Raw genomic sequence first — 22,011 nt, forward strand, 5'->3', positions numbered from 1 at the left:
TTAGCTTCCTAAACGCTCGGCAACACGCATCACTGAGCTTCGAGACCGAACGTTTTCTTCAACTTCTTGTTTACTGGGTTTTTGTTTTCGCCCAATAAGTTGCAATTTCTTACCTTTATTGATCTCTTCTTCACTGATTGGCAAACCACGCGGCACTTTTTTACCTTTGGAGTGCTTATTCATGAATTGCTTAACCATTCGATCTTCCAGTGAATGAAAACTGATCACTACCAGCCTGCCGCCAGTTTTAAGCACATTTAATGAGGCATTTAATACCTTTTCAATTTGCTCTAGTTCACTATTGATATAGATTCGAATAGCTTGGAAACTCCGTGTAGCAGGATGCTTTTTGATATCTCGTTGTGGAGCTGCTTGCTTGATAATTTTTGCAAGCTCCCCTGTACGAGTGATCGGCGATTCTTCACGCGCTTCGACAATCGCATTGGCAATGCGCCAGGCATGACGCTCTTCGCCAAACGTTTTCAAGACCCAGCTAATATCTTCAACATCAGCAACCGCTAACCACTCGGCCGCTGTTTGTCCACGCGTGATATCCATTCGCATATCTAATGGACCATCGTTCATAAAGCTAAAACCACGTTCAGCCTCATCGAGTTGCGGGGAAGAAACACCAAGATCAAGTAAGATTCCGTCAACTTTGCCGACAAGTTGCAAACGCTCCGCTATTTCAGCCAGTGAAGAAAAACCCTCATGCTCAATAGAAAATCGTTTATCATCTGCAAACTTTTCGGCAGCTTTGATGGCGGTAAGATCGCGATCTATCGCGACTAAACGACCATTTTCACCAAGTGAAGACAAGATAAGCCCCGAGTGGCCGCCGCGACCAAACGTACAGTCGATATAAATACCGTTGGGGTTAATCGCGAGTCCGGAGATTGCTTCGTCAAGCAACACCGAGATGTGGGACGTATCTTTTTTCATCTTATTATATGTCGTTTATGTTATTTCGCACTTACAGTGCTAGGTCAAGTAACCTGTCGTTAAGTTCAATTTCGCCTGACTGGATCTTCGCAATACCTTGCTGCATTTGTGCCTGCCAAGCGCTCTCACTCCAAATTTCAAACTTCTTTAGTTGTCCAACAAGCATGATGCTTTTTTCTAAACTGGCATGTTGTCGTAGCGGTCCATTGATCAATAAGCGGCCACTCTTATCCATCTCGCAATCTGACGCATTGCCTAATAATACTTGTTGTAAAATTCTTTCCTGTGGATTCATACTTGATAACCCACACAGCTTTAATTCAATTTCTTCCCATTCGGGTAAGGGATAGAGCAATAAACAAGGGTGTTGAATGTCAACTGTGCACACCATTTTGCCTTTACAATCATCCAATAGCTCTTCGCGATACTTAGTTGGTATCGTGATTCTATTCTTGCTATCTAGCGTGATTGCGCTGGTGCCTCTAAACATAACCCTTTTTATTTAACGATGAATCTTTACGATCCACAATTCTCCACTTTTTCCCACATTGATACAGTTTAGTGAGTTATGCAAACTTATGTCAAGGAAAGAATTGTGATTTTGATCGCTTGGATCACCAATAAAATTAGGGCTTATAAGGAAGTTGATGAATTTGTGGGAATTTGTGGATCGCTATCCCGTAATTTAAGTAAATTTTGTTTAATTCGCCCAGATCTATCCAAGAGACGGACAAATTAAACCTTTTGTGTGGCAAGCAATGGGGTGTGCGCCCAAACCGTAATAAATCATTCAACTACCAGCTACAATTCAAGGCGTGAAGAATAAGAATTCATGAGGTTCAATTTTCAGGGCAATATTTTCGCCTAAAGCAAAACATTGCGCACTAAAAAATGACAAGTTTGTGAATTGTACATGCCCCTCAACCTTGTGACTATCAAGGAAATAATGAAAGCCATGCTCAGTGGCCGTTACCGCACTCACCGTTGCATTGGCGATAGCTTTATCATCCAATGTTAAATACTTAGGCTTAATCAGCAATTGTGCATTATTTGCAATAGGTTGGGTTGTCTCAATTACACCAAGTCCAGTGGTAACCTCGCCATTTATCATGGCTGTAGGTAACCAACTTCCAACCTGAAGAAAGTCAGCCACTTGCCAACTATTAGGTTGCTGAAAGATGCGGCTAGGCTTGTCAAATTGTAGGATTCGGCCTTGATGCATCACCGCCATTTGATCAGCAAAGCTAAACACTTCATCCTTATTGTGAGTAACAAATATTGCCGTCATGTTAAGTAACTTAAGCAAACGGCGAATTTCTTGGATCAGTTCATTTCTCAGTCTTGCATCAATATTTGAAAATGGCTCATCAAATAAGATCACTTTAGGACGTGTCGCCAATGCGCGGGCTATTGCCACACGCTGTTGCTGTCCTCCAGACAACTGATGAGGAAATCTATCAGCCAATTCGTCTAAAGAAAGTAGTGAAAGTAGCTCATGTATTCGCGTATCACAATCCGTTTTACTTAACTTGTGAATACCAAACGCGATGTTGTCTCGCACAGTAAGATGAGGAAACAATGCGTAGTCCTGAAAGATCATTCCGATGTGGCGCTTTTCAGGCGGAATCATGTTTCTCGCTGTTATGTCTTCCAATCCAGCCAATGAAATGCTGCCTTGGTGCGGTTCAATGAAGCCCGCTATCGCATGCAAGAGCGTTGTTTTGCCGCAACCGCTTGGACCGACAAGCCCCAAAATATCGCCTTCTGCTAGAGTAAAATTTACATCTTGTAAAATAGACTTGTCTTGCAGGATTACTTCGAGGCCCTTTATTTCGAGCAGATTGTTCAACCTTTGTTCTCACTCTTGTTTAAGTAAATAATGGGGATCAAACCAAATACAACAATAAGCAGTGCCCCCAAAGCACCTTGTTCTAGCATTTCATCAGAAATAAGTTGATATATCGATGTTGCCAGCGTTTCAAAATTGAATGGTCTAAGTAGCAATACCGCAGGTAGTTCTTTCATCGATTCAACGAAGACTAATAACCATGCACTAAAAATAGCAGACCTCAGTATCGGCACATGAACGGTCAATACACTGCGGCGCAATGGAACTCCTAAGCTCTGAGGGGCCTGATCAATTGAACGTGGCACCTGCGCTAATCCACTGACGATACTGCCATTCGCAATTGCAGAGAATCGTACCACGAGGGCAAAAACAATAGCAAAAATAGTCCCCGATAAAATTAGTCCAGGCTCTTCCCATGACAATGCCACTGCAATATCGTTAAGCCAATGATCTACCGGACCAAACGTTGCTAACATTGCCATCGCTAGTACCGTTCCTGGTACAGCATACCCGAAACCAGACATCTGTATAGGAACACCACTAAAACGCGACGCATGCAACCGCTTATACAATGCGAGTGCAATCGCGATCAACGTCGCTATTGTCGCTGCATAGAATGAAACTTCCACACTGTTGATGCCATAGTTTAGTAATGCATCTAACTGTGATACGTCCGCGTATTCAAACGCCATCATTAGCAACATACCTAATGGCAATAAAAAGCCTGCAATTATTAATAAACTACAAAAAGCAATTGCAACGCACTGACCCGAAAAACTTAGTGGCACAACAGTTAATTGACGATTAACACGATTTGATTGATGTCGTTGATTGCTTCTCGCCTTTTGTTCCGCGATCACTGCGAACAAGACGAACAACATCAATACACTCGCTAAAGCATTGGCAGTAGCTAAATTGCTGTAGCCGAGCCAAGTATCATAAATTGCAGTCGTGAGCGTATTAACCGCGAAATATTGCACAGTGGCAAAATCAGCAAGTGTTTCCATTAATACTAACGTCGCAGAAATGGCAATCGCAGGGCGCGCTAATGGCAACGTAATCCGAAAGAAGGTCTGTTTAGTTGAGAGCCCTAAAGTGCGGCCAGCACGTCCCAAGTTAACATCTTGTGTCTCAAATGCTGTTCGTGCCAGCATGTACACATAAGGGAACAACACTAAGGCCAGCATCACGCCAGCCCCTGTGACAGTGCGAATATCAAAAAACCAGTAGTCAGCGGGTGACTGCCAGTTAAAAATTTGCCTTAGAAATCGTTGAACTGGCCCAGCATAGTCAAACAGATCGGTATAAAGATACGCTACCAAATAAGCAGGCATGGCTAATGGTAACATTAGCAACCAACGCAAATAACGCTTGCCGAAGATGTTGGTATGACTGATTAGTGCAGCGGCTGGAACACCAAAAACAAGAGAAAGAACGACAACAGTTATCGCTAATTGTATGGTATTGAGGATATAGTGAGGCAGTACCGTTTGCCATAAATGACCAAACAAGTCGCCAGATGCGCTAAGCCCTGCCCATAAAACAACTGCAACAGGCACAGTAAGCGCTGTTGCAGTTATCCAACTGAGAGTCGTCCATGACTTACTTTTGTTACCCGTTATCACAAATCAAATTGCGTTCTGTCCAGAAGTTTGATTGCTAGCTCTCTATTCTTAGCAATCGTTTCAAGTGGTAATGAATCAGCCTTAAATTCGCCCCATGATGCTACAAGTGACGAGCGCTTAACGCCTTCTCGAACCGGATATTCCATATTAGTGGTCGCGTATAATTCCTGTGCCTTTTCTGACACCAGGAACTCCATCAATGCACGAGCATGCTTAGCATTTGGTGCATGCTTCGCCATTGCCATACCTGAAATATTAACATGCGCACCACGGTTCTTTTGATTTGGGAAGTTGATATTAACCGCTTCAGCCCAAGCCTTTTGCTTGTCATCTGTTAACATTTTGCCAAAGTAGTAGCTATTACCTAATGACAAATCACACAATTTTTGATGGATTGCTTGCACTTGGCCACGATCATTTCCTTGCGGTTTGCGCGCTAGATTTTGCTTAAATCCTTGCAGCCACTCCAATGTTTTTACTTCGCCATGTTTAGCGATCATTGACGCAACAAGTGCCACCGTATAAGGATGTTTGCCACTTCGCGTACAAATGCGACCTTTCCATTTTGGATCAGCAAGATCTTCATAGTCGAATTCAATGTCACCAAGCGATTTCGCTGAGTAGATATTACGTACACGCGTTGTTAATGCGAACCAGGTGTCGTCACTCGCCTGATATTGACTTGGCACAGCAGCTTCAATTACCTGTGAAGCTACTGGCTGTAACAATTCTTTATCATGCAGTTCAATCAATCGGCTAATATCTGTAGTAAGTAGCACGTCTGCCGGACTATGTTTGCCTTCACGTGCCAGACGCTCAGCCATGCCTTTTTTCGCGAAAACGACATTAACTTTAACACCCGTTTCTTTAGTGAACTCGTCAAAAAGTGGTTTTACTAAAAATGGTTGACGATAAGAGTAGACATTAACCTCTTCGCTTGCTTGAGCAAACATTGCTGGCAGTACTGCGCAGCCAATGATGATTTTTCCAATCAGTTTTTTGTTAATCATAATTTACCTACGAATGAAAGTATTAGGCTAATACGAAACGCCTACTAGTACCTATTAGAACTGCACGCTAGCCTAATTAAGTTCACCATTTGTGTCAAGGTTTTTGAGAACTATTCTCATTTAAAAAATGTTACTAAGTAATACCAATAGAATTAATGGTCTGTAACCAACAAGCAAACAGAACATTTTGAGCTTCGTGGTAGATGAATGCGTCACAAGTTATTTGGCCAATATTCCGCCTACAACAGCACCTAGCCCAGCAAAAATAACCACTTCCAACATGCATCGAATGCTGCATGGTATGGTGAGCAATAGCAGTTTAAGCACTGAGGAAAGTCTGTTGTCACAGCGTGAACGCCATTAAATACCTATCCACTGAAAACACCGTATGTTTTAGCTAGGTTACATGAGTAAAGTGTCAGAAGTGTGATGCAAAGCCGTTATATAAATAACGCAAGGGCTATTACCAACGTTGGTCGCTAACTAACACGCGCATTTACTCATTGAACTAATACCATATTTTTCTATAGTTTAATGTCACTTGCGTGAGTCGCTACATATGCTTTTGCATCCTCCGATAAACAACTATTTGAAATATAGTTCCTAAGTTCGCCACGCTGAATGATCCAACCCTTTTCTGTTGCCACTACAAGCGGATTATCGCTCCACTCAAATGTTGATTCACCATAGTAAGATTTCGCACTAATGAGTTTGTCATTAATGGTAAGCGTAACTTCACTGTTCGCCGCTTTGCTCAGCAACTGGCGAGCCACCCACCATCCTCTTCGATAGTGAACACTGAGCGCTTCAATAACACCTAAAGCAAAAATAAACCAAGACGCATATGGATTAACACTTGTAAAAATTACTAACAGTGCACCAATTAGCATCATGAAGCCTGCTTTTTGATAATCTTTTAATTGAGGCTTGCCACTAACCGATTGTTCAAAACACTCAATAAAATGTGCTTTGTCTAGTGTGAAAGTAGCGGTATATGAGAATTCGTGAGTCATTGACAAATTTTAAACAGCAAAAACCGCTATTCTAGCAAAAGTTTCAAACTCCGCTAGTTTAATATTGCCAAAAAGGTATACGAAAAAAAATGCCGCACATTAACAAACGTTAAGTGCGGCCAACGGTCAAAGTTTGCCAAAGCTTAAGAAAGCGATAACAACCAAGAAGAAAACTGTTGATCGAATTTACTACCCCACGATTTAACCAACGTTTGATAACCATCCCAATCGCCTTGGCGAACAAGACTTAGCATTTTTTCAATTTCATCTCGTTGGTTTTCCATCATAAATCTCACCGCTAGGTACCCCCAACGATAAACCCTATCTGCGCCCGTGTTCTCGTTACTACTGGTATTAAAAAGCGATGATAAAGTGTAAGTTTGTTCTTTGGCTAATTTAATCGCAGCTGGATTATCTTCGCCATGGGCTATATATTCTGCGACGCCTTCAGCCCACCAAACGATATGTGGATACGCTCGATGTGGTGTTGGACAAAATTCAGGTCCAGCATGGTCATCATGAAGACCATTACAATAGTCACCATATTTATTGAAGCGACCGTCAAGGTAATGAACATATTCATGACGTAGATTCCAGATTTGATCATTACGTTCATATGCAACAAATTCGGCTTGATTATCAGGACGGTCTGGATAACCTTCTAAGTACATGCCGCCATTATTAGTCGGCATGTTGAAATGTGCCGTAGCGTACTTAACAAATTCATCACGATGCGCATAAACATTAGCGCGCATTTTCACGTTATTGTCATCAGCAACAGGCTTACCTTCGCTATTAAAAATTTGATGAAACTTTTGCTCTTGTGCAATCAGCATCTCACATGCTTGCTTTACTTGCTCTTGAGATAAATCTTGCGAACGAATGACGATGGTATCGTTGCATTCGGTCAACTGAGACAGAACTTCATCAACATTTGCAATAACTTGATCGTTAATAGAATCTACCGCAACTACCGCAGTATTGGTCTTTGCTACATTAGCGGCATTAGCGTTTTGACTCTTTTGCGATATGTCAGTAGCCAAAGGACTGCATGCAAACAAAACTGATGAAGCCAATAGTGGCAACCCTCTTTTGCTTGCCTTAGCAATTGATTGCGTTAACAACGACAATACTTTGTGTTGCGAAGTATATTCAAACATCATTATTTTACATAGTCACATCGGTATAATGTATACAATATATGGTCATAGATATTAAATGTAAAGAACAAAGTTCTATGATGTTATTCCCGATAGTTCTTAGCAGCAGCCATCTTTCTAAATAAATGAGGGAATAATTTATATATGGTGGGGGCCCAGTAACTGATTCCTTTGCCAATTATCACTTGGGCTTTTTCTTTTTCAATTGCAGCAACAATTTTGTCAGCACACTCAGTGACAGGAATACCATTTTTAATCGAACTCGCCATTGCAGCAAACTGCTCGCCGTTCCCTTTCATAGCGTTAACCGATATCTGGGTTTGTACAAATCCCGGGCAGATATTAAGCACTTTAATACCATGCTCCGCTTCTTCTGCACGTAAACAGTCCATATAGCCAACGATGGCGTGCTTTGATGCACTATAGCCCGCCATACTTTTTCCACCAACGAGTCCCGCGACGCTAGCAACTGTTGCTATCATGCCTGATTTGGCTTTAATCATGCTAGGTAATATGGCTTGTGTTAACGCAATTGTTCCAAAGTAGTTCACTTCCATCACTTTACGCTGTACATCTAATATGGTTTCTCTTGCTGGACCGCGTTGTCCAATCCCACCATTATTAAGCAACACGTCAACCTTCTCTATTTTCTTCAACACAGCTGCTACACGGCTAGGAATGTCTTCAGCGCGACTTAAATCAAGTGGAGCAACGAGATGCTTCTCGCTATTTGGTAACTCAGCTTTCAACGCAGCTAGTTTTTCTTCGTTTCTCGCTGAAAGAATTAAAAAAGCGCCTTTTGCAGCACAAACTCTTGCCACAGCTTCACCTATGCCAGAAGACGCGCCAGTAATCCACATTGTTTTATTTTTTAGGTCCATGATGATTTTCAGTATGTTACTTAAATGTGTAAGCTAGATACTAACTCAATCATTCTGGAGTAACATTAAAATATGGGCAGCACTCCAGCTAAAATTTGTTGCGCCTTGCTGTTTACCCGTTTCAGGGTGATAGTTTTCACGAATGGCATCCCGAGTCAGGAGTCCATAACCATTGTGCCATAACGCCTGCGTAAATTGTGCTGCTTGTTCATCGTACCCGTAGTTCTTCAATGCTTTAACGCCAAAATAAAACTGATCTAACCACACTCGACCACGCCAATAAATATCAGGGTGATAAGCAGGGTTGTCTTGCGCTGCAGTGGCCAACGGTACGAACGTATTAAACCCTTGCGAAGATAGCATATTCGCGATAACGCGGTCCGCTTGTTCCTTGGTTGCAATTTTTGCCCATAATGGCGTCCAACCTTCTGGCCCTTTACCCCTAGCCACAAGTGATTTACCTGCACACGTCTTAGCGCTGGCTCCTAATTCAACGTTAGATTCTATGGAAATCTGCCTATCGTAATAATAACCGCTGTACTTATCGTAAAAACACGCATTGATTCGTTGGGCCAACTTAGTAGCATCATCTGTTAACTGTTTAGCCAATGCTTTTCTATTTAGCAGCGCAGCCATTTTTGCGAGTATGGTTTTCTCATATGCTAAATAGCTATTCAAATCGACCGACTCCTGATTGATCGAGTAACCGAGTAGTTCGCCACTAGCAGATTCATTTTTGAGAAAGGCGACTTGCCAGTCTTGGGCCGCTCGTAATGTATCTCCGTGATAGTGTTGATTAGCGTAGCTGGATAGTTGCTTGGCGTTAATAAAACCAAAGCGCGCCGCGTTATCCATGCCAGATTCCCAACCTGCGCCATGTTGCGCCCCTATATCAATGTTGTTTAATGAAAGCGAGCCTAGCGCCCATTGATATGCAATATCACCCTGACATAACAACCATTGGCTACTGTTATCCGGACAAAATTGCTTTATGTGATTAGGCAGTTCGCTAAATTCAGTATTGATCTTAAACGTCAGCTCACCGTCAGCAGTGTTGTGAAATCTATGACGAGTCGCACCATATTCTACGAGGCCATTTTGATTATGATCGCGATTGCGATACCACCAAAGGTGTGCTTTAAGTAATTTATCAAACAGCGCACCAACAAACTCAACATCATGCGTTTTTTGATAGATTTGCCATACAGCCCAAGCGGCAAGCGCTGGTTTAGTATTGCGTTCGTTCCAATTGCCGCCATCTCCACCACGTACTTCATCTTTATTGTAAAAAATGGCATCAACAATCATCCCTGCATCCTGTGGCCTCACAGAATCATGTTTAGTAATCTGATAGTCAAACATTGCAAGAATGCCATCTTTGGCAATTTCTGGGGCAATTTGAGCCAAAGCATATGAATGTTTCCATGTATCCCACGCCCAAAAGCCGTTGAACCAGCGTGCAGTAACCGATGGACTTACACTTTGGTGTTTAACAGCTCCCGCCGGGCTGCGCCAGTTCGTCAGTAAGGTACTGATAGCCTTAACGGCTATGCGTTTGTCCTTATCTTCTAGTTTCTTAATCGTGTCTAAATGTCTATGCCACCGTTTCTCTGTCGCGAAAATGTAAGGGCTGGGCTGGTTAAGAGCAGCTTGGATGAGGGGCTGTTCTTCGTGTTTTTCTTTTGCTGAATGAAAGTATGAATGCGTGGTGTAAATTCGTTTGCAATTGTGAGCAGGGATTGTCAGGTTTGCATGATGAATATAAGCATCATTAACGGCAGGCATTCTTTCAACACGTGCACTGATTGAACGTTTCAACTGATACTCCGCACCTGCTGCTGACATCATATGCCATGGTTGTCGCACTTCACCGTGTTTAATTCGAATCCCTGTTGGTTCGCTGAGTAATTCACGCTTGTCAAGGAAGTCAATTTGCTTGATCGGGGTATTACTGTCCCATTTAGATTGGAGTTGACCTTGCCACTGTACATTTAGCGCTAATGGCGAATCACTTAAGTTAACGATATTCGTGGTCACAATTGCGGTTCTAGCACTAATAAAAGCCAATGTTAATTCGACACTAAAAGTTTCAAAACAATAGCGCTGAACTAGTTTGCTAGGCGTGGCATAGCGAATCGAACGCGCTGTTGACCAATCATGTATGTTCCCTGTTTGCGTATCGGACAGCGTTAGTGTTTCTAATTGTGTTGCTAGATATAGACCATATTCTTCCGCAATAATTAATGGCCCATTAAAACTGCCAAAATGACGTGCCTGTTCAGGTAACAAAAAGCCATGCCAAGCGCCACTATCTATAAAAGGGTTGAAGCGTTGATTTTGATACTCATCATAGTCTTTATAAGCAGATGGCGTACCGAACCTATCAATGGCGTTTATTTGCCACTCTCTGTCGACCTGCTCACTATTTGCTTTACAAAGTTGTGCTGAATCTGACGCTATAGCAGATTCAGCACATAGCATTAGCAAACAAATAACAAGACTCTCTCTAATTAGCTTCACGTAAATTCCCACCTAAACTTTGTATATTGTATAAACTATCATTTTTCGAATTAATGTAAAAGAAGCCCGTGGGTTATAGACAAGCCCGACCAGTATAATTATGCTAATAGCCATTAAGACAAGCAGTAATTCCACCGTCAGGACGGCTAGTGAATTTGTGCCTATACTAATACGTGCTGATCTTTGATGTTTAGTAAAGGTCTATTGCACTGAATAAACGCACATTGATTACATTAATATTCATGTTAAACCACGGACAGTGACATGAATTAGAGAATAAAATGACTTACGCAAAAATTACCGGCTGGGGAAAGTGTATGCCTCCAGCCAAGCTAACCAACGATGATTTGGCAACCTTTTTAGATACCAATGATGAATGGATCACTACACGTACAGGTATGAAAGAGCGCCGAATTTCCCACGTTAATGTGTCAGAATTGGGGCACATTGCAGCAGAAAATGCGCTGGCAGCGGCAGGAAAATCAGCAGAAGATGTCGAATTGATCGTATTTGGCAGCACAACATTTGATGAAATATGTCCTAATGGCGCGTCTAACATTCAACGATTATTAGGTGCACATAAGGCAGCTTGTATGGACGTTAACACCGCCTGTACAAGTGGCATGTACAGCCTATCCGTTGCCACTTCGATGATTAAAAGTGGAGTGGTGAAATCAGCCATTGTTATTGGTGCAGAGTGTGTATCTAGGCTTATGGATTGGGACAATCGCGACGTTGCCGTGCTATTTGGCGATGGTGCAGCTGCACTTTATCTTGAAGCATGCAGTGAAGCCGTTGGCGTTGTAGCAGAATCTCTTGGCTGCTATGGCGAATCACGCGATATACTAGCGGTTAAAGGCTGGGGTGCTAAGTATATGCATCAAGGACAACTTTCTGGTGATACGTCTTGGGACTTTTTAGGTCAAGAAATCTTCAAAAAGGCTGTATCAGGTATGGCGCAAGCCTGCGAAAAAACTCTTTCTAAGGCAGAAAAAACGGCTGATGAAATTGATGTTATCGTGCCGCATCAGGCGAATTTGCGCATTATTGATACGCTTGCGAAAAAACTACAATTAGACAAAGAGCGCGTTTTCGTCAACATTGAACGCTACGGCAATATGTCAGCGGCAACGGCGTTGGTCGCATTGGTTGAAGCGGTAGAAGAAGGAAAAATCCAAGCCAATCAATGGATATTGATGCCTGCATTCGGTGGTGGGTTAACCTGGAGTGCTCACTTGATCAAGTGGGGCGAACGCGTTCATGCGCTAGAAACATCTCAAGCTACACTGCCACAATGTGATAAATCAGGTTTAGAGATTATTGCAGACTACCGTAGATAGTTGTCTAATCATACATACCAAACGCAGGCTGTTGCTAATGACAAATAGTCTAAGCATATCTTATAACAGCCTGCTCTCTACATTTCATTGAAAACTCGCCATAATTCTGACAACCTAAACGCGTTTGATTTGTTTAGGCTCGGTGCCGCCACGTTCCCAAAAATAAGGTGTTGTATGTCCAGCGTAAGAAGCCACTCTTCTGTTTCCATCGAAAAACGTAATTTTGGTCAACTAAGTGACGGCCGACATGCCGACTTGTTCACACTGCGTAGTAAAAACTGCACTGTTGCTATCACCAACTATGGCGGCATAATTACTTCAATTATCACCCCAGATCATGAAGGCAAGATGGCTGACATTGTTCTTGGCTATGATAACGTGGCGCAATATGAACAAGACACATACTATTTGGGCGCTATTATTGGCCGTTACGCTGGACGCATCAAGCACGGCAAAATTTCCATAAACGGTGAACAAATTCAACTCGAGTTGAATGCCCCCGATAGCCAATTGCATGGTGGTAAGAAAGCGCTTAATAAACAATTATGGCAGGCAGAATGCAAACCGCTGCCAGATGCAGCTCAGCTAATACTTCGCTATACCAGCCCAGATGGTGAAGAAGGCTTTCCCGGCACTGTAAATTTTGAAGTGATATATACACTAGATAACCATAGCTGTTTGTCGGTCGAGTATTTTGCAAAGTCCGACCAAGACACTGTGATTAACTTAACGCAGCATAGTTATTTCAATTTGAATGGTCATGCCAGCGGCAATATTCACGACCACCAGGTGCAAATTAATACACCATACTATTTGCCCATGAACGAACAAGCGTATCCTTCAGGCGAAGTTTGCAATACACGTAACACCCCGTTCGACTTCAACACACCAAGAATAATAGGCAACAACATCGATAGTAAGCACCCACAAACCATCATTGGTCACGGATACGATAATTATTGGGTGTTTGAAGACAATTTTGATTACGAAAATCAGTTTGCTGCACAGGTTGTCGCCCCTCATTCGGGTCGTCGATTAACCATATTTACCGATCAGCCCAGCATTATTTTATACACCGCCAACTATATAGACGGTAACCATGTTGGCAAAGACAACTATTGCTACCAAAAACGAGCCGCACTTTGTTTGGAACCCCAACGCGCTGTGGATATCCATGGCAAAAACAACTTTACGACCACCCTTTTGCAATCGAATTCAGCTTTTTATAGTAAAACTTCATATCATTTTGATGTTACTATCAAAGATTGATAAACAATATACAATTTGAGTAATTGCATTAGCACTTGAATAACTAACGGTAATTTAACGCTTTTGTTGATTCTCGAATGAACAATAATGATTATAAAGAGCGTATAATGAATCAATTGTCTTCCCTCGATACTGGGGTATTTGCGGTCTACGTGATTGCCCTAATTGCTCTGGCTTTTTGGATTTCCAGAGAAAAAGCAGGCCATCAGAAAAACACGAGCGATTATTTTCTCGCAGGTAACCAACTTCCTTGGTGGGCGATAGGCGCATCACTCATTGCTGCCAATATTTCAGCAGAGCAAATCATCGGTATGTCAGGTTCAGGTTACGCCATGGGTCTGGCTATCGCTTCTTATGAGTGGATGGCTGCAATCACCTTGATTTTGGTGGGTAAGTATTTCTTGCCTATATTCCTCAAGCACAAAATATATACCATGCCGCAGTTTTTAGAACAGCGTTATGATCATCGTGTGCGCATGATTCTCGCCTTTTTCTGGCTAGGTGTTTATGTGTTCGTCAATCTTACCGCCATTTTATGGTTAGGCGCTTTGGCAATAAATACGGTAACAGGTGTCGATATGTCGGTTGCCACGGTATTTCTTGCCTTATTTGCGATTGCTTACTCGCTATATGGTGGATTAAAAGCGGTTGCCTATACCGACATTATTCAGGTCGTACTTTTGGTCTTTGGTGGTTTATTCTTGAGCTACATTACCTTAAACATGATTAGTGACGGTAATGGTGTTGTTCAAGGCTTTAGTCAGCTAATACAACAAGCGCCTGAAAAGTTCGATATGATTCTGTCGCCAGATAATGAACATTACGCCAGCCTACCTGGTTTATCTGTGCTAATTGGTGGCATGTGGATCATGAATATTTCATATTGGGGCTGTAACCAATATATCATCCAACGCGCGCTAGCCGCCAAAAATACCAAGGAAGCACAAAAAGGTATTATATTTGCGGCGTTCTTAAAATTACTGATGCCGGTAATCGTCGTGTTACCGGGCATTGCTGCCTTTATTCTTATGCCAGGGCTTGACCCTGCCGATAAAGCCTATCCAAGCATGATGAATTTAATGCCTGTAGGCATTAAGGGATTAGTCTTTGCAGCACTGGTAGCAGCAATCGTGTCGTCTCTTGGCTCAATGGCAAACAGTATATCAACCATATTTACTATGGATATCTACAAGAACTATCGCGAAGACAAGAGTGATGCTCATTACGTAAAAGTTGGCCGCATCGTGAGCTTAACTGCCATGATCATTGCAGTTATTACGGCTCGTCCACTACTAGGTGAACTTGACCAGGCATTCCAATACATTCAGGAATTCACCGGCTTCTTTACCCCAGGCATTGTTGTACTATTCGTACTTGGTATGTTCTGGAAGAAAACTAATGCCAACGGTGCGTTGGCTGCAGCCCTAGGTTCGGCGGTGTTGTCATTTGCTTTTTGGCTATGGTTGCCAGAATTACCGTTTATGGATCGTGTGGGCTATGTATTTATTGCATGTGCATTGCTTGCCATAGTTGTGTCCATAGTTACCCAAGGTGATGGTCATGAGATCAGCAAGCCTAAATCCATTGAGTTGTCGAGTATCAGCTTTGCAACCACCGCATCGTATAATTATGCAACCATAGCGGTAACTGCGATTTTGTCAGCGTTTTATATTAGCTGGTGGTAAGTTACGGGTAAGAAAAGAAAAAGGGATAATATGATATTATCCCTTATTTCCCGATACATTGATCACCATTCAAAGTGCCAACCGAGGTGCTATAATTCAGGTTTACACGCTTCGATTGCTCGTACCTCGCACTCAGAGCGAACGGAGTATTTTAACATTTATGCTGAGCACGTCATTCTCTTGGTTCACTATGGAGACCATATACGTGCTGAGCGCGCCCTTCGATAAACTCAGGATGAGCGAATATAGTCGAAGTATGAACGGATGGATTTGTTTAGAAAAACCGTTAGCTATACATCAACTGGCCAAGCTGAAAACCTAGCCCAAATAGTAAAATTGATCCAACAATTCCACCTAATACAATAAGGCCCGGCTTTTCTTTTTTAGGCACATTTGCCCACCATGTTCTAATACTCATGTTAATTTCCTCAATTTAATTCTCATACTTTCGCTTGATAGTACCTACCTAGCGCCACGCTAGTAGAAATACAATAACCAATGTAACGAGTGAACCTATGCCCATGCCAATTGCCAATGCGGTTACGTGTGACTTAGTGTGGTATGTGTGCTCGTTGTTAAACTCAGAAACAATAGCTTCAACCGGTATTTCTGGCAACACAATGTCACCGCGATCCACTTCAAATACTGCACATAATCCCATAGCCGTTTCATTAGATGCAGTGCCGTATCGCTCAACACGTTGTACCGTGCGCAAGCTAATCGAACAAGCGTCTGCAAGGTGCTGTTGTGTCCAACCTTTATCTGATCGCATTGCTTTTATTTTTTGGGCGTTTACTTCCATCACTTAACCCCAAAACTTGCTTAACAAATCAAAGCCCTGCCATACTGAAACAAATCCCACAATGCCACCACCAATAAAAGCGAAAAGCATTATTAGCAATCCTTTTAGTGAACTTACTTGGTTACTTTTCTTCAAGGCTTTCTTTTGCGTGCTTACGTGTGTGCCTTCTTCAATCAACATACAATGCAACTCGCCCGTGAACATATTGGCCATGTAGAATTCTATTTCGTAATTGACTCCGTCTAACGTAAATGAATGTGTAGAGCGACGACCAAAACTTCTTTTCTCAGATAATAGCTTGCCGTCAATAGTGAGCGACTCTTTGCCTGACTTAGCAGAACCATACGCAACAATTTCATGTCCTTTGTGATGAAAGGTAAATGTATATCCGTCTGCAAATGTCACATTGCTTTCTAGCGCGTCTTCCTGAATATTGTCATCTGTTAATGGCATGCTTTCGTCTAATTGTTGATCTGTGATGTGATTATTATTTGTCATGAAACTAACCTCGTGTTGTTAAGTGCACTCAGTTAATCAAGTTTTTTGAATCATTGCGGCGTCAGTGATGTGACAGTTACCCTTACTGCCCCCTAATTGTCATATGACAGCAGGTGTCACATCACGATAACACGTTGTTTTATATTAAATATTATTAAATACGAATTTCTAAGACAAACCAAGCAATTTATGAATATCTTCACAAATTTGGTCAATGCGATTGACATCAATAGGGGCAATAAAGATGGTATCGTCGCCAGCAAGTGTACCTAATATGCCTGCTGATTCACCTAGGCTGTCTAACATTCTTGAAATGAGTGGCGCACCACCAATACCTGTTTTCACGATGATTTGCATGTTGTTATGTTTAACGCTCATCACCACTGATTGTATTGCTTGTTTGGATTTTGGAATAGCAAGTTCATCCGGCAAGATATATACAACTTGGTTGTTTGCATTGCGCATTTTAACCGCACCAAGTTTTGAAAGTAATCGAGAAATTTTCGCCTGCGACATATTCTTGAAGCCTTGCTCTGATAGTGCTTCAGCAAGTTGACTTTGTGAGCCATAACACTGCTCGTGCAGCAATGCTTTAAAGGCAATAATTAGTTCAGCTTCATTTTTTTTACGAATAGATGTCATAATCTCTCTTTAATCTGTTCAATGCGGGTTTGCAACCAAGCTATTCTACTCATTTTTCCCATATTCGCCTATCAATTTTATTCACTAACGAATACGAATGGCTAAGCTACACTTCCCAAAAATATGTTGGTCATTCATAAATTTAGTATAACTAGCCATTAAAGACGAATATTTATACAATTCGTTTAACACTGGCTTAACAGAAAGGTTAATCCTGCGATAAATTATGAATACTAGCTTACAGCACCAACTGACGTTGATCTTCTAACCCCATTGCCAGAATGAGTGGTTCAGACTTTTGTTGCGCGATAAAAGCAGCTTTATCCGTCAATCCGCGCCACTGATGTTTAATTAAAGTTTGTGCGACTGAGCCGCCAAGCGTGGCACCTGGACCTAAGATAATCAACTTATCTGGCGCATACTCTTTAATCGCAACTTCCACTGCGGTTGAAAAATCATAAGGCTCTACAACTTGGGTGTCTAAAGTATATTGATACAATGCATGAGTGTCAGCAGAATAAGGCTGCCAGATATTGCCAAGACCATCAATCAAAGGCACGCTAGGCTTATCAAACATATCTTTAGCTAACATAGTTTGTGCTTTTTCAGACACCTCCCGCAACAAAGGTGTGTGAAATGCCGCATGATTAAACAAGTTCATTGGGTATCGATCTTGTACCATTGGCAATAAATCTGCGAGCACTTTAAGCCCTTCTTGTTCACCGCCCAACACGATGTAGCCACCAAGATAAATTGATACATACACTTTGTGTTCAGTTTCTTGGGTGACTTTAGCAAGCGCATCAAGCACCAGTTTTTCTTTATCTGGGTCAATATGCCAATTATCGTCAATAATCGGATAGATAAGCTGGCCGCCAATCACGCCGTCAGCCATCATTGACCCCATAGTATTGATAAGTTTAATCGCATTGTTTTGATTAAGTGCCTGACTCACCGCCAATGCGATATACCAGCCCATTGAATTACCTGTCACCGCTACAATGTCGTATTTATCCTGATTGATAGCCTGATAATCGGCCAATGCACAAGCATAAATCAAAGCAGACGCGTTTTCGCCAGCCGTATGCAAGCGCATGCTAAATTTTTCCATGCTGTCGAGCGATGAAATAGACGGTTGATCTACTGAGGCACGATAAGCGTCTACCAATTCAATGATATCTGTACGATCAGCATGATGGCGCTGCAAGTAACCTAACTCTTCTTTGTTATATGTACCACGTCCAGGACATATCACTACTACTCTTTGTTTTGATTCACTCATGCTTGCACCTCCCCTGTTGTCATTTCAATCACGCGATCAATAATGTCTTGCTTAGAAGGCAACACATGGTACGCCGCTTTGCCTAACGGAATAAAGCTGTCTTTGGCACATAATCGCTGTATTTGACGCTCTTTCGTTATCAAAGAATTTTCTGCCATTAGTGTCATCAACGCTTCACTAATAGATCCAGTTTCACGACATTCATCTACAATGAGTACATTCTTACACGCGGCAACGTGTTCGATAATGCCCTGCTCATCTAACGGTGCTAACCAGCGTAAATCAACGACTCTACAGTTGATGCCTTTTTGTTTTAACGTAACTTCTGCTTGTCGAGATAAGTAATAACCATTGCCATATGTCAATAGGCATACTTCTTCGCCCTCTCCATAACAAGACACAGACATATCAAGTGTCGCAGGGCGTTCAGTAGGTGTTGGGTATTGATGTGTCCACTGCCCATCGCCTTCTTCTAATAAATCTTTAGTCATATATAAGGCGATCGGCTCTAAAAAGACCACGATACGTTGTTGCTCCTTGGCTAAACGTACACAGGTACGCAGCATTTCCACCGCATCGCCACCATTTGACGGTGTAGCGATGACAATGCCAGGAATATCCCTGAAAACAGCAAACGAATTATCGTTATGAAAGTGGCCACCAAAACCTTTTTGATAAGCAAAACCTGCGATTCGAATAACCATTGGATTGGTGTACTGCTTGTTAGAGAAAAAGGACAGTGTTGCCGCCTCTCCTCTAATTTGATCTTCCGCATTATGCACATACGCGAGGAATTGAATTTCAGGCATCGGTAAAAAGCCGTTATGCGCTAAACCAATCGCGCCACCTAAAATTGACTGTTCATCAAGCAAAGTGTTGAGCACGCGATTTTTACCAAATCGCTCACATAATTTAGTGGTTACGTTATATACACCCCCCTTGCGGGCGATGTCTTCGCCAAGCATCACAATTTCTTCATGCTCGGCCATCAAGTCCAACAAGGTCCAGTTAATCAGCTTAGCTAAGTGTTGTTTTTTATCTAGATTATGCTTATCGTGCTTGAACAATTCTAATCGGCGTTCATTACTTACTGCGGTTGCCTGATGCACTGGCAATGAATCTGGCAATAAACTTTCCATGACCTGCTCAGCCGTTTCGAGCTTAGGCCGCGTCACAATATCTTGCGCAATGTTCTGCACACGTTCAGCAATCTGCTGGTAGAGGGCGATTATGTCAGTATTTGTCATAATGCCGTGTCTTATCATCGTAGCAGCAGTATGTAGCAATGGATCTTGTTTTTCCGTTGCTTCTATATCTTCCATTTTACGATAGACAAATTCAGCATCAGAACCCGCATGACCAAGCAAGCGAACCACCTTAATGTGTAAGAACACCGGCATTTGTTTGTCACGAGCAATAGCTGCTGCCTTCTGGCTGGCTTGATAGGTATCTAATACATCAAGACCATTACAAGCAATATAAGTAAGCCCAGCACGATTTTTGAAGTTTGCGGCTATCCAGTCGTGAGGAGTCGCAGTTGAAATGCCAATACCATTGTCTTCACAAATAAAAACAATAGGCATAGGAATAGATTGATACGCCGCCCACGCTGCACTGTTAATCGCACCTTGAGCAGTTGAATGATTCGATGACGCATCGCCAAAATTACAAACGATCACACTGTCGAGTGGCAATTTCGGTTTGATTTTTGTGCGCTGCGCTAAACCGATACTAAAGGCAGCCCCCATTGCTTTTGGAATATGAGAAGCAATGGTGCTGGTTTGCGGTGGAATATAAAGCGACTTGCTCCCTAACACTTTATGACGCCCGCCAGAAATTGGGTCTTCGCTAGAGGCGGCAAATGACAGCAACATATCATGCAGTGGTGTTTCGCCATCAGCTTGCTTGCTACGTTGCACCACAAAAGCACCGCTACGATAATGTAAGAATGCCATGTCAGTCACACGAAACGCTTTAGCCACCGCAGCATTGCCCTCATGACCTGAGCTACCGATAGTATAGAAACTCTCCCCCTGCTTTTGCATAACCCGTGAATGCAAATCCAGATGACGACTCATCACCTGCGACTCAAATAAGTCAATGATTGCTTCATGACTTAAGCCAATTTCCTCTGGGGTTAAATCGTTTGTAGCAACAGGTAATTCGCCTGAAAGCACATAGCGAATAAAGTTATCTTTTACCAATTGATTGCGGTCTGACATCAAGTTTCCTCTACCTTTAATTATTGTCGTTAGCGAAGTGTTAGGAAGCCAAGGCGTTCTTTAAAAGAACGCCTGAATGCCAGTTTGCGCACGCCCCAAAATAAGGGCGTGAATATCATGTGTTCCTTCATAGGTATTTACCGCTTCAAGGTTCATCACATGACGGATCACATGAAACTCATCAGCAATACCGTTACCGCCGTGCATATCGCGAGCAACACGGGCTATATCTAATGCCTTACCACATGAATTGCGCTTAATTAGTGAAATTGCCTCTGGTGCGAGTTGACCCGCATCCATTAAACGACCAGCCTGTAAACACGCAAACAAGCCAGTAGTGATTTCAGTTTGCATGTCAGCCAATTTCTTCTGGATAAGTTGAGTCGACGCCAATGGTTTGCCAAATTGGCAACGGTCTAACGTATATTGTCTAGCTGCATGCCAACAAAACTCAGCCGCCCCCAAAGCGCCCCATGCAATGCCATATCGTGCCTTGTTTAAACAACCAAACGGCCCTGATAACCCTTTAGCATGTGGTAGCATGTTTTCTTCAGGCACGAATACGTTGTCCATGACAATTTCACCTGTAATAGACGCACGTAATGAGAATTTTCCTTCAATTTTAGGGGCTGACAGTCCTTCCATGCCTTTTTCAAGAATAAAGCCACGGATCACATCGTCAAGTTTCGCCCAAACAATGAAAATATCGGCAATTGGTGAGTTGGTAATCCACATTTTAGTGCCAGTAACACGGTAGCCACCGTCTACTTTCACCGCTTTGGTTGCCATACTCGCTGGATCAGACCCCGAATTAGGCTCAGTTAAGCCAAAACAACCGATGTACTCTGCCGTAGCAAGCTTCGGCAAATACTTCATTTTCTGCTCTTCACTACCATATGCGTGAATTGGGTGCATCACCAATGAAGACTGCACACTCATGGCACTACGATAACCGCTATCAACTCGCTCTACTTCACGCGCTACAAGCCCATACGTTACATAGTTAACGCCTGCACAACCGTATTTCTCTTCAATCGTTGCGCCTAGCAAGCCAAGTGCGCCAAGCTCTTTCATGATTTCTACATCAAAATGCTCATTACGGTTGGCTTCAAGTACGCGAGGCATCAGCTTTTCTTGACAGTATTGGTGAGCACTGTCGCGAATAATTCGCTCTTCTTCAGATAACAATGAATCTAGTAATAATGGGTCTTGCCAGTTAAAGCTTGGGCGAGATTGCGAAGTAGTCATACCAAGTCCTATTCAATTAAACC

Annotated in this window: 19 protein-coding genes; 3 read left to right on the forward strand and 16 right to left on the reverse strand. The window is 42.5% G+C overall.

Annotated features, from left to right (window positions below; all coding sequences use genetic code 11):
• The 9 genes from rsmH to ygjK form a co-directional block, all read right to left on the reverse strand.
• Positions 1–942 (reverse strand): 16S rRNA (cytosine(1402)-N(4))-methyltransferase RsmH, encoded by a 942-nt coding sequence (gene rsmH, locus ACSLUK_RS12225; RefSeq protein WP_448548936.1) that lies wholly within the window; start codon positions 940–942, stop codon positions 1–3.
• 31 nt (positions 943–973) lie between these two features.
• On the reverse strand, positions 974–1,432 hold the full coding sequence (mraZ, locus tag ACSLUK_RS12230) for a division/cell wall cluster transcriptional repressor MraZ (protein ID WP_448548937.1): 459 nt from the start codon (positions 1,430–1,432) through the stop codon (positions 974–976).
• A 318-nt stretch (positions 1,433–1,750) separates the two neighbouring features.
• Positions 1,751–2,791 carry an ABC transporter ATP-binding protein gene (locus tag ACSLUK_RS12235; protein ID WP_448548938.1) on the reverse strand — a complete coding sequence of 347 codons (1,041 nt, stop codon included), beginning with the start codon at positions 2,789–2,791 and terminating at the stop codon, positions 1,751–1,753.
• A complete protein-coding gene (locus ACSLUK_RS12240; RefSeq protein ID WP_448548939.1) occupies positions 2,788–4,416 on the reverse strand; it encodes an ABC transporter permease in 1,629 nt (542 codons plus the stop codon). Before ACSLUK_RS12240 ends, ACSLUK_RS12235 begins: the two co-directional genes overlap by 4 nt.
• The gene (locus ACSLUK_RS12245) at positions 4,413–5,426 is read right to left on the reverse strand and encodes a Fe(3+) ABC transporter substrate-binding protein (protein ID WP_448548940.1); all 1,014 of its coding nucleotides are present in this window, start codon (positions 5,424–5,426) and stop codon (positions 4,413–4,415) included. Before ACSLUK_RS12245 ends, ACSLUK_RS12240 begins: the two co-directional genes overlap by 4 nt.
• 524 nt (positions 5,427–5,950) lie before the next feature.
• Positions 5,951–6,439: a YcxB family protein gene (locus tag ACSLUK_RS12250; protein ID WP_448548941.1), complete on the reverse strand. Its 489-nt coding sequence runs from the start codon at positions 6,437–6,439 to the stop codon at positions 5,951–5,953.
• 143 nt (positions 6,440–6,582) lie between these two features.
• Positions 6,583–7,602 (reverse strand): collagenase, encoded by a 1,020-nt coding sequence (locus tag ACSLUK_RS12255; RefSeq protein WP_448548942.1) that lies wholly within the window; start codon positions 7,600–7,602, stop codon positions 6,583–6,585.
• A gap of 80 nt (positions 7,603–7,682) precedes the next feature.
• Complete coding sequence (locus ACSLUK_RS12260) at positions 7,683–8,480, reverse strand: SDR family NAD(P)-dependent oxidoreductase (protein ID WP_448548943.1); 798 nt, start codon at positions 8,478–8,480, stop codon at positions 7,683–7,685.
• Positions 8,481–8,525: 45 nt separating this feature from the next.
• Positions 8,526–11,000, reverse strand: a complete 2,475-nt coding sequence (ygjK, locus tag ACSLUK_RS12265; protein WP_448548944.1) for an alpha-glucosidase — start codon at positions 10,998–11,000, stop codon at positions 8,526–8,528.
• Positions 11,001–11,281: 281 nt separating this feature from the next.
• On the opposite strand from ygjK, the gene ACSLUK_RS12270 reads away from it, so the two are divergent.
• The 3 genes from ACSLUK_RS12270 to ACSLUK_RS12280 all read left to right on the forward strand — a co-directional run bounded on the left by ACSLUK_RS12270 (position 11,282) and on the right by ACSLUK_RS12280 (position 15,294).
• Entirely contained in the window at positions 11,282–12,340 is a 1,059-nt protein-coding gene (locus ACSLUK_RS12270; RefSeq protein ID WP_448548945.1) for a ketoacyl-ACP synthase III, read from the forward strand.
• A 174-nt stretch (positions 12,341–12,514) separates the two neighbouring features.
• On the forward strand, positions 12,515–13,609 hold the full coding sequence (locus ACSLUK_RS12275; RefSeq protein ID WP_448548946.1) for an aldose epimerase family protein: 1,095 nt from the start codon (positions 12,515–12,517) through the stop codon (positions 13,607–13,609).
• 107 nt (positions 13,610–13,716) lie between these two features.
• Entirely contained in the window at positions 13,717–15,294 is a 1,578-nt protein-coding gene (locus tag ACSLUK_RS12280) for a sodium/sugar symporter (RefSeq protein ID WP_448548947.1), read from the forward strand.
• Between the two features lie 286 nt (positions 15,295–15,580).
• Here ACSLUK_RS12280 and ACSLUK_RS12285 read toward each other — a convergent pair whose 3' ends face one another.
• The 7 genes from ACSLUK_RS12285 to ACSLUK_RS12315 form a co-directional block, all read right to left on the reverse strand.
• The gene (locus ACSLUK_RS12285; RefSeq protein ID WP_448548948.1) at positions 15,581–15,712 is read right to left on the reverse strand and encodes a hypothetical protein; all 132 of its coding nucleotides are present in this window, start codon (positions 15,710–15,712) and stop codon (positions 15,581–15,583) included.
• Positions 15,713–15,760: 48 nt separating this feature from the next.
• Positions 15,761–16,096: a helix-turn-helix transcriptional regulator gene (locus ACSLUK_RS12290; protein WP_448548949.1), complete on the reverse strand. Its 336-nt coding sequence runs from the start codon at positions 16,094–16,096 to the stop codon at positions 15,761–15,763.
• A gap of 3 nt (positions 16,097–16,099) precedes the next feature.
• On the reverse strand, positions 16,100–16,594 hold the full coding sequence (locus tag ACSLUK_RS12295; protein ID WP_448548950.1) for a hypothetical protein: 495 nt from the start codon (positions 16,592–16,594) through the stop codon (positions 16,100–16,102).
• A gap of 168 nt (positions 16,595–16,762) precedes the next feature.
• Positions 16,763–17,236, reverse strand: coding sequence for a transcriptional regulator ArgR (gene argR / locus ACSLUK_RS12300; protein ID WP_448548951.1), 474 nt, complete (start codon positions 17,234–17,236; stop codon positions 16,763–16,765).
• Between the two features lie 238 nt (positions 17,237–17,474).
• Entirely contained in the window at positions 17,475–18,518 is a 1,044-nt protein-coding gene (locus tag ACSLUK_RS12305; RefSeq protein ID WP_448548952.1) for an ACP S-malonyltransferase, read from the reverse strand.
• Positions 18,515–20,740 (reverse strand): dehydrogenase E1 component subunit alpha/beta, encoded by a 2,226-nt coding sequence (locus tag ACSLUK_RS12310; protein ID WP_448548953.1) that lies wholly within the window; start codon positions 20,738–20,740, stop codon positions 18,515–18,517. The genes ACSLUK_RS12305 and ACSLUK_RS12310 overlap by 4 nt, the downstream gene beginning before the upstream one ends.
• 60 nt (positions 20,741–20,800) lie before the next feature.
• On the reverse strand, positions 20,801–21,988 hold the full coding sequence (locus ACSLUK_RS12315; protein ID WP_448548954.1) for an acyl-CoA dehydrogenase: 1,188 nt from the start codon (positions 21,986–21,988) through the stop codon (positions 20,801–20,803).
• Positions 21,989–22,011: the final 23 nt, after the last annotated feature.

The sequence above is a fragment of the Thalassotalea fusca genome (assembly GCF_053485835.1).

Coding starts and splice junctions, on each gene's coding strand:
- rsmH (WP_448548936.1), bottom strand. CDS start 942: ATGAAAAAAGATACGTCCCACATCTCGGTGTTGCTTGACGAAGCAATC.
- mraZ (WP_448548937.1), bottom strand. CDS start 1,432: ATGTTTAGAGGCACCAGCGCAATCACGCTAGATAGCAAGAATAGAATC.
- ACSLUK_RS12245 (WP_448548940.1), bottom strand. CDS start 5,426: ATGATTAACAAAAAACTGATTGGAAAAATCATCATTGGCTGCGCAGTA.
- ACSLUK_RS12250 (WP_448548941.1), bottom strand. CDS start 6,439: ATGACTCACGAATTCTCATATACCGCTACTTTCACACTAGACAAAGCA.
- ACSLUK_RS12255 (WP_448548942.1), bottom strand. CDS start 7,602: ATGATGTTTGAATATACTTCGCAACACAAAGTATTGTCGTTGTTAACG.
- ACSLUK_RS12260 (WP_448548943.1), bottom strand. CDS start 8,480: ATGGACCTAAAAAATAAAACAATGTGGATTACTGGCGCGTCTTCTGGC.
- ACSLUK_RS12270 (WP_448548945.1), top strand. CDS start 11,282: ATGACTTACGCAAAAATTACCGGCTGGGGAAAGTGTATGCCTCCAGCC.
- ACSLUK_RS12275 (WP_448548946.1), top strand. CDS start 12,515: ATGTCCAGCGTAAGAAGCCACTCTTCTGTTTCCATCGAAAAACGTAAT.
- ACSLUK_RS12280 (WP_448548947.1), top strand. CDS start 13,717: ATGAATCAATTGTCTTCCCTCGATACTGGGGTATTTGCGGTCTACGTG.
- ACSLUK_RS12285 (WP_448548948.1), bottom strand. CDS start 15,712: ATGAGTATTAGAACATGGTGGGCAAATGTGCCTAAAAAAGAAAAGCCG.
- ACSLUK_RS12290 (WP_448548949.1), bottom strand. CDS start 16,096: ATGGAAGTAAACGCCCAAAAAATAAAAGCAATGCGATCAGATAAAGGT.
- ACSLUK_RS12295 (WP_448548950.1), bottom strand. CDS start 16,594: ATGACAAATAATAATCACATCACAGATCAACAATTAGACGAAAGCATG.
- argR (WP_448548951.1), bottom strand. CDS start 17,236: ATGACATCTATTCGTAAAAAAAATGAAGCTGAACTAATTATTGCCTTT.
- ACSLUK_RS12305 (WP_448548952.1), bottom strand. CDS start 18,518: ATGAGTGAATCAAAACAAAGAGTAGTAGTGATATGTCCTGGACGTGGT.
- ACSLUK_RS12310 (WP_448548953.1), bottom strand. CDS start 20,740: ATGTCAGACCGCAATCAATTGGTAAAAGATAACTTTATTCGCTATGTG.
- ACSLUK_RS12315 (WP_448548954.1), bottom strand. CDS start 21,988: ATGACTACTTCGCAATCTCGCCCAAGCTTTAACTGGCAAGACCCATTA.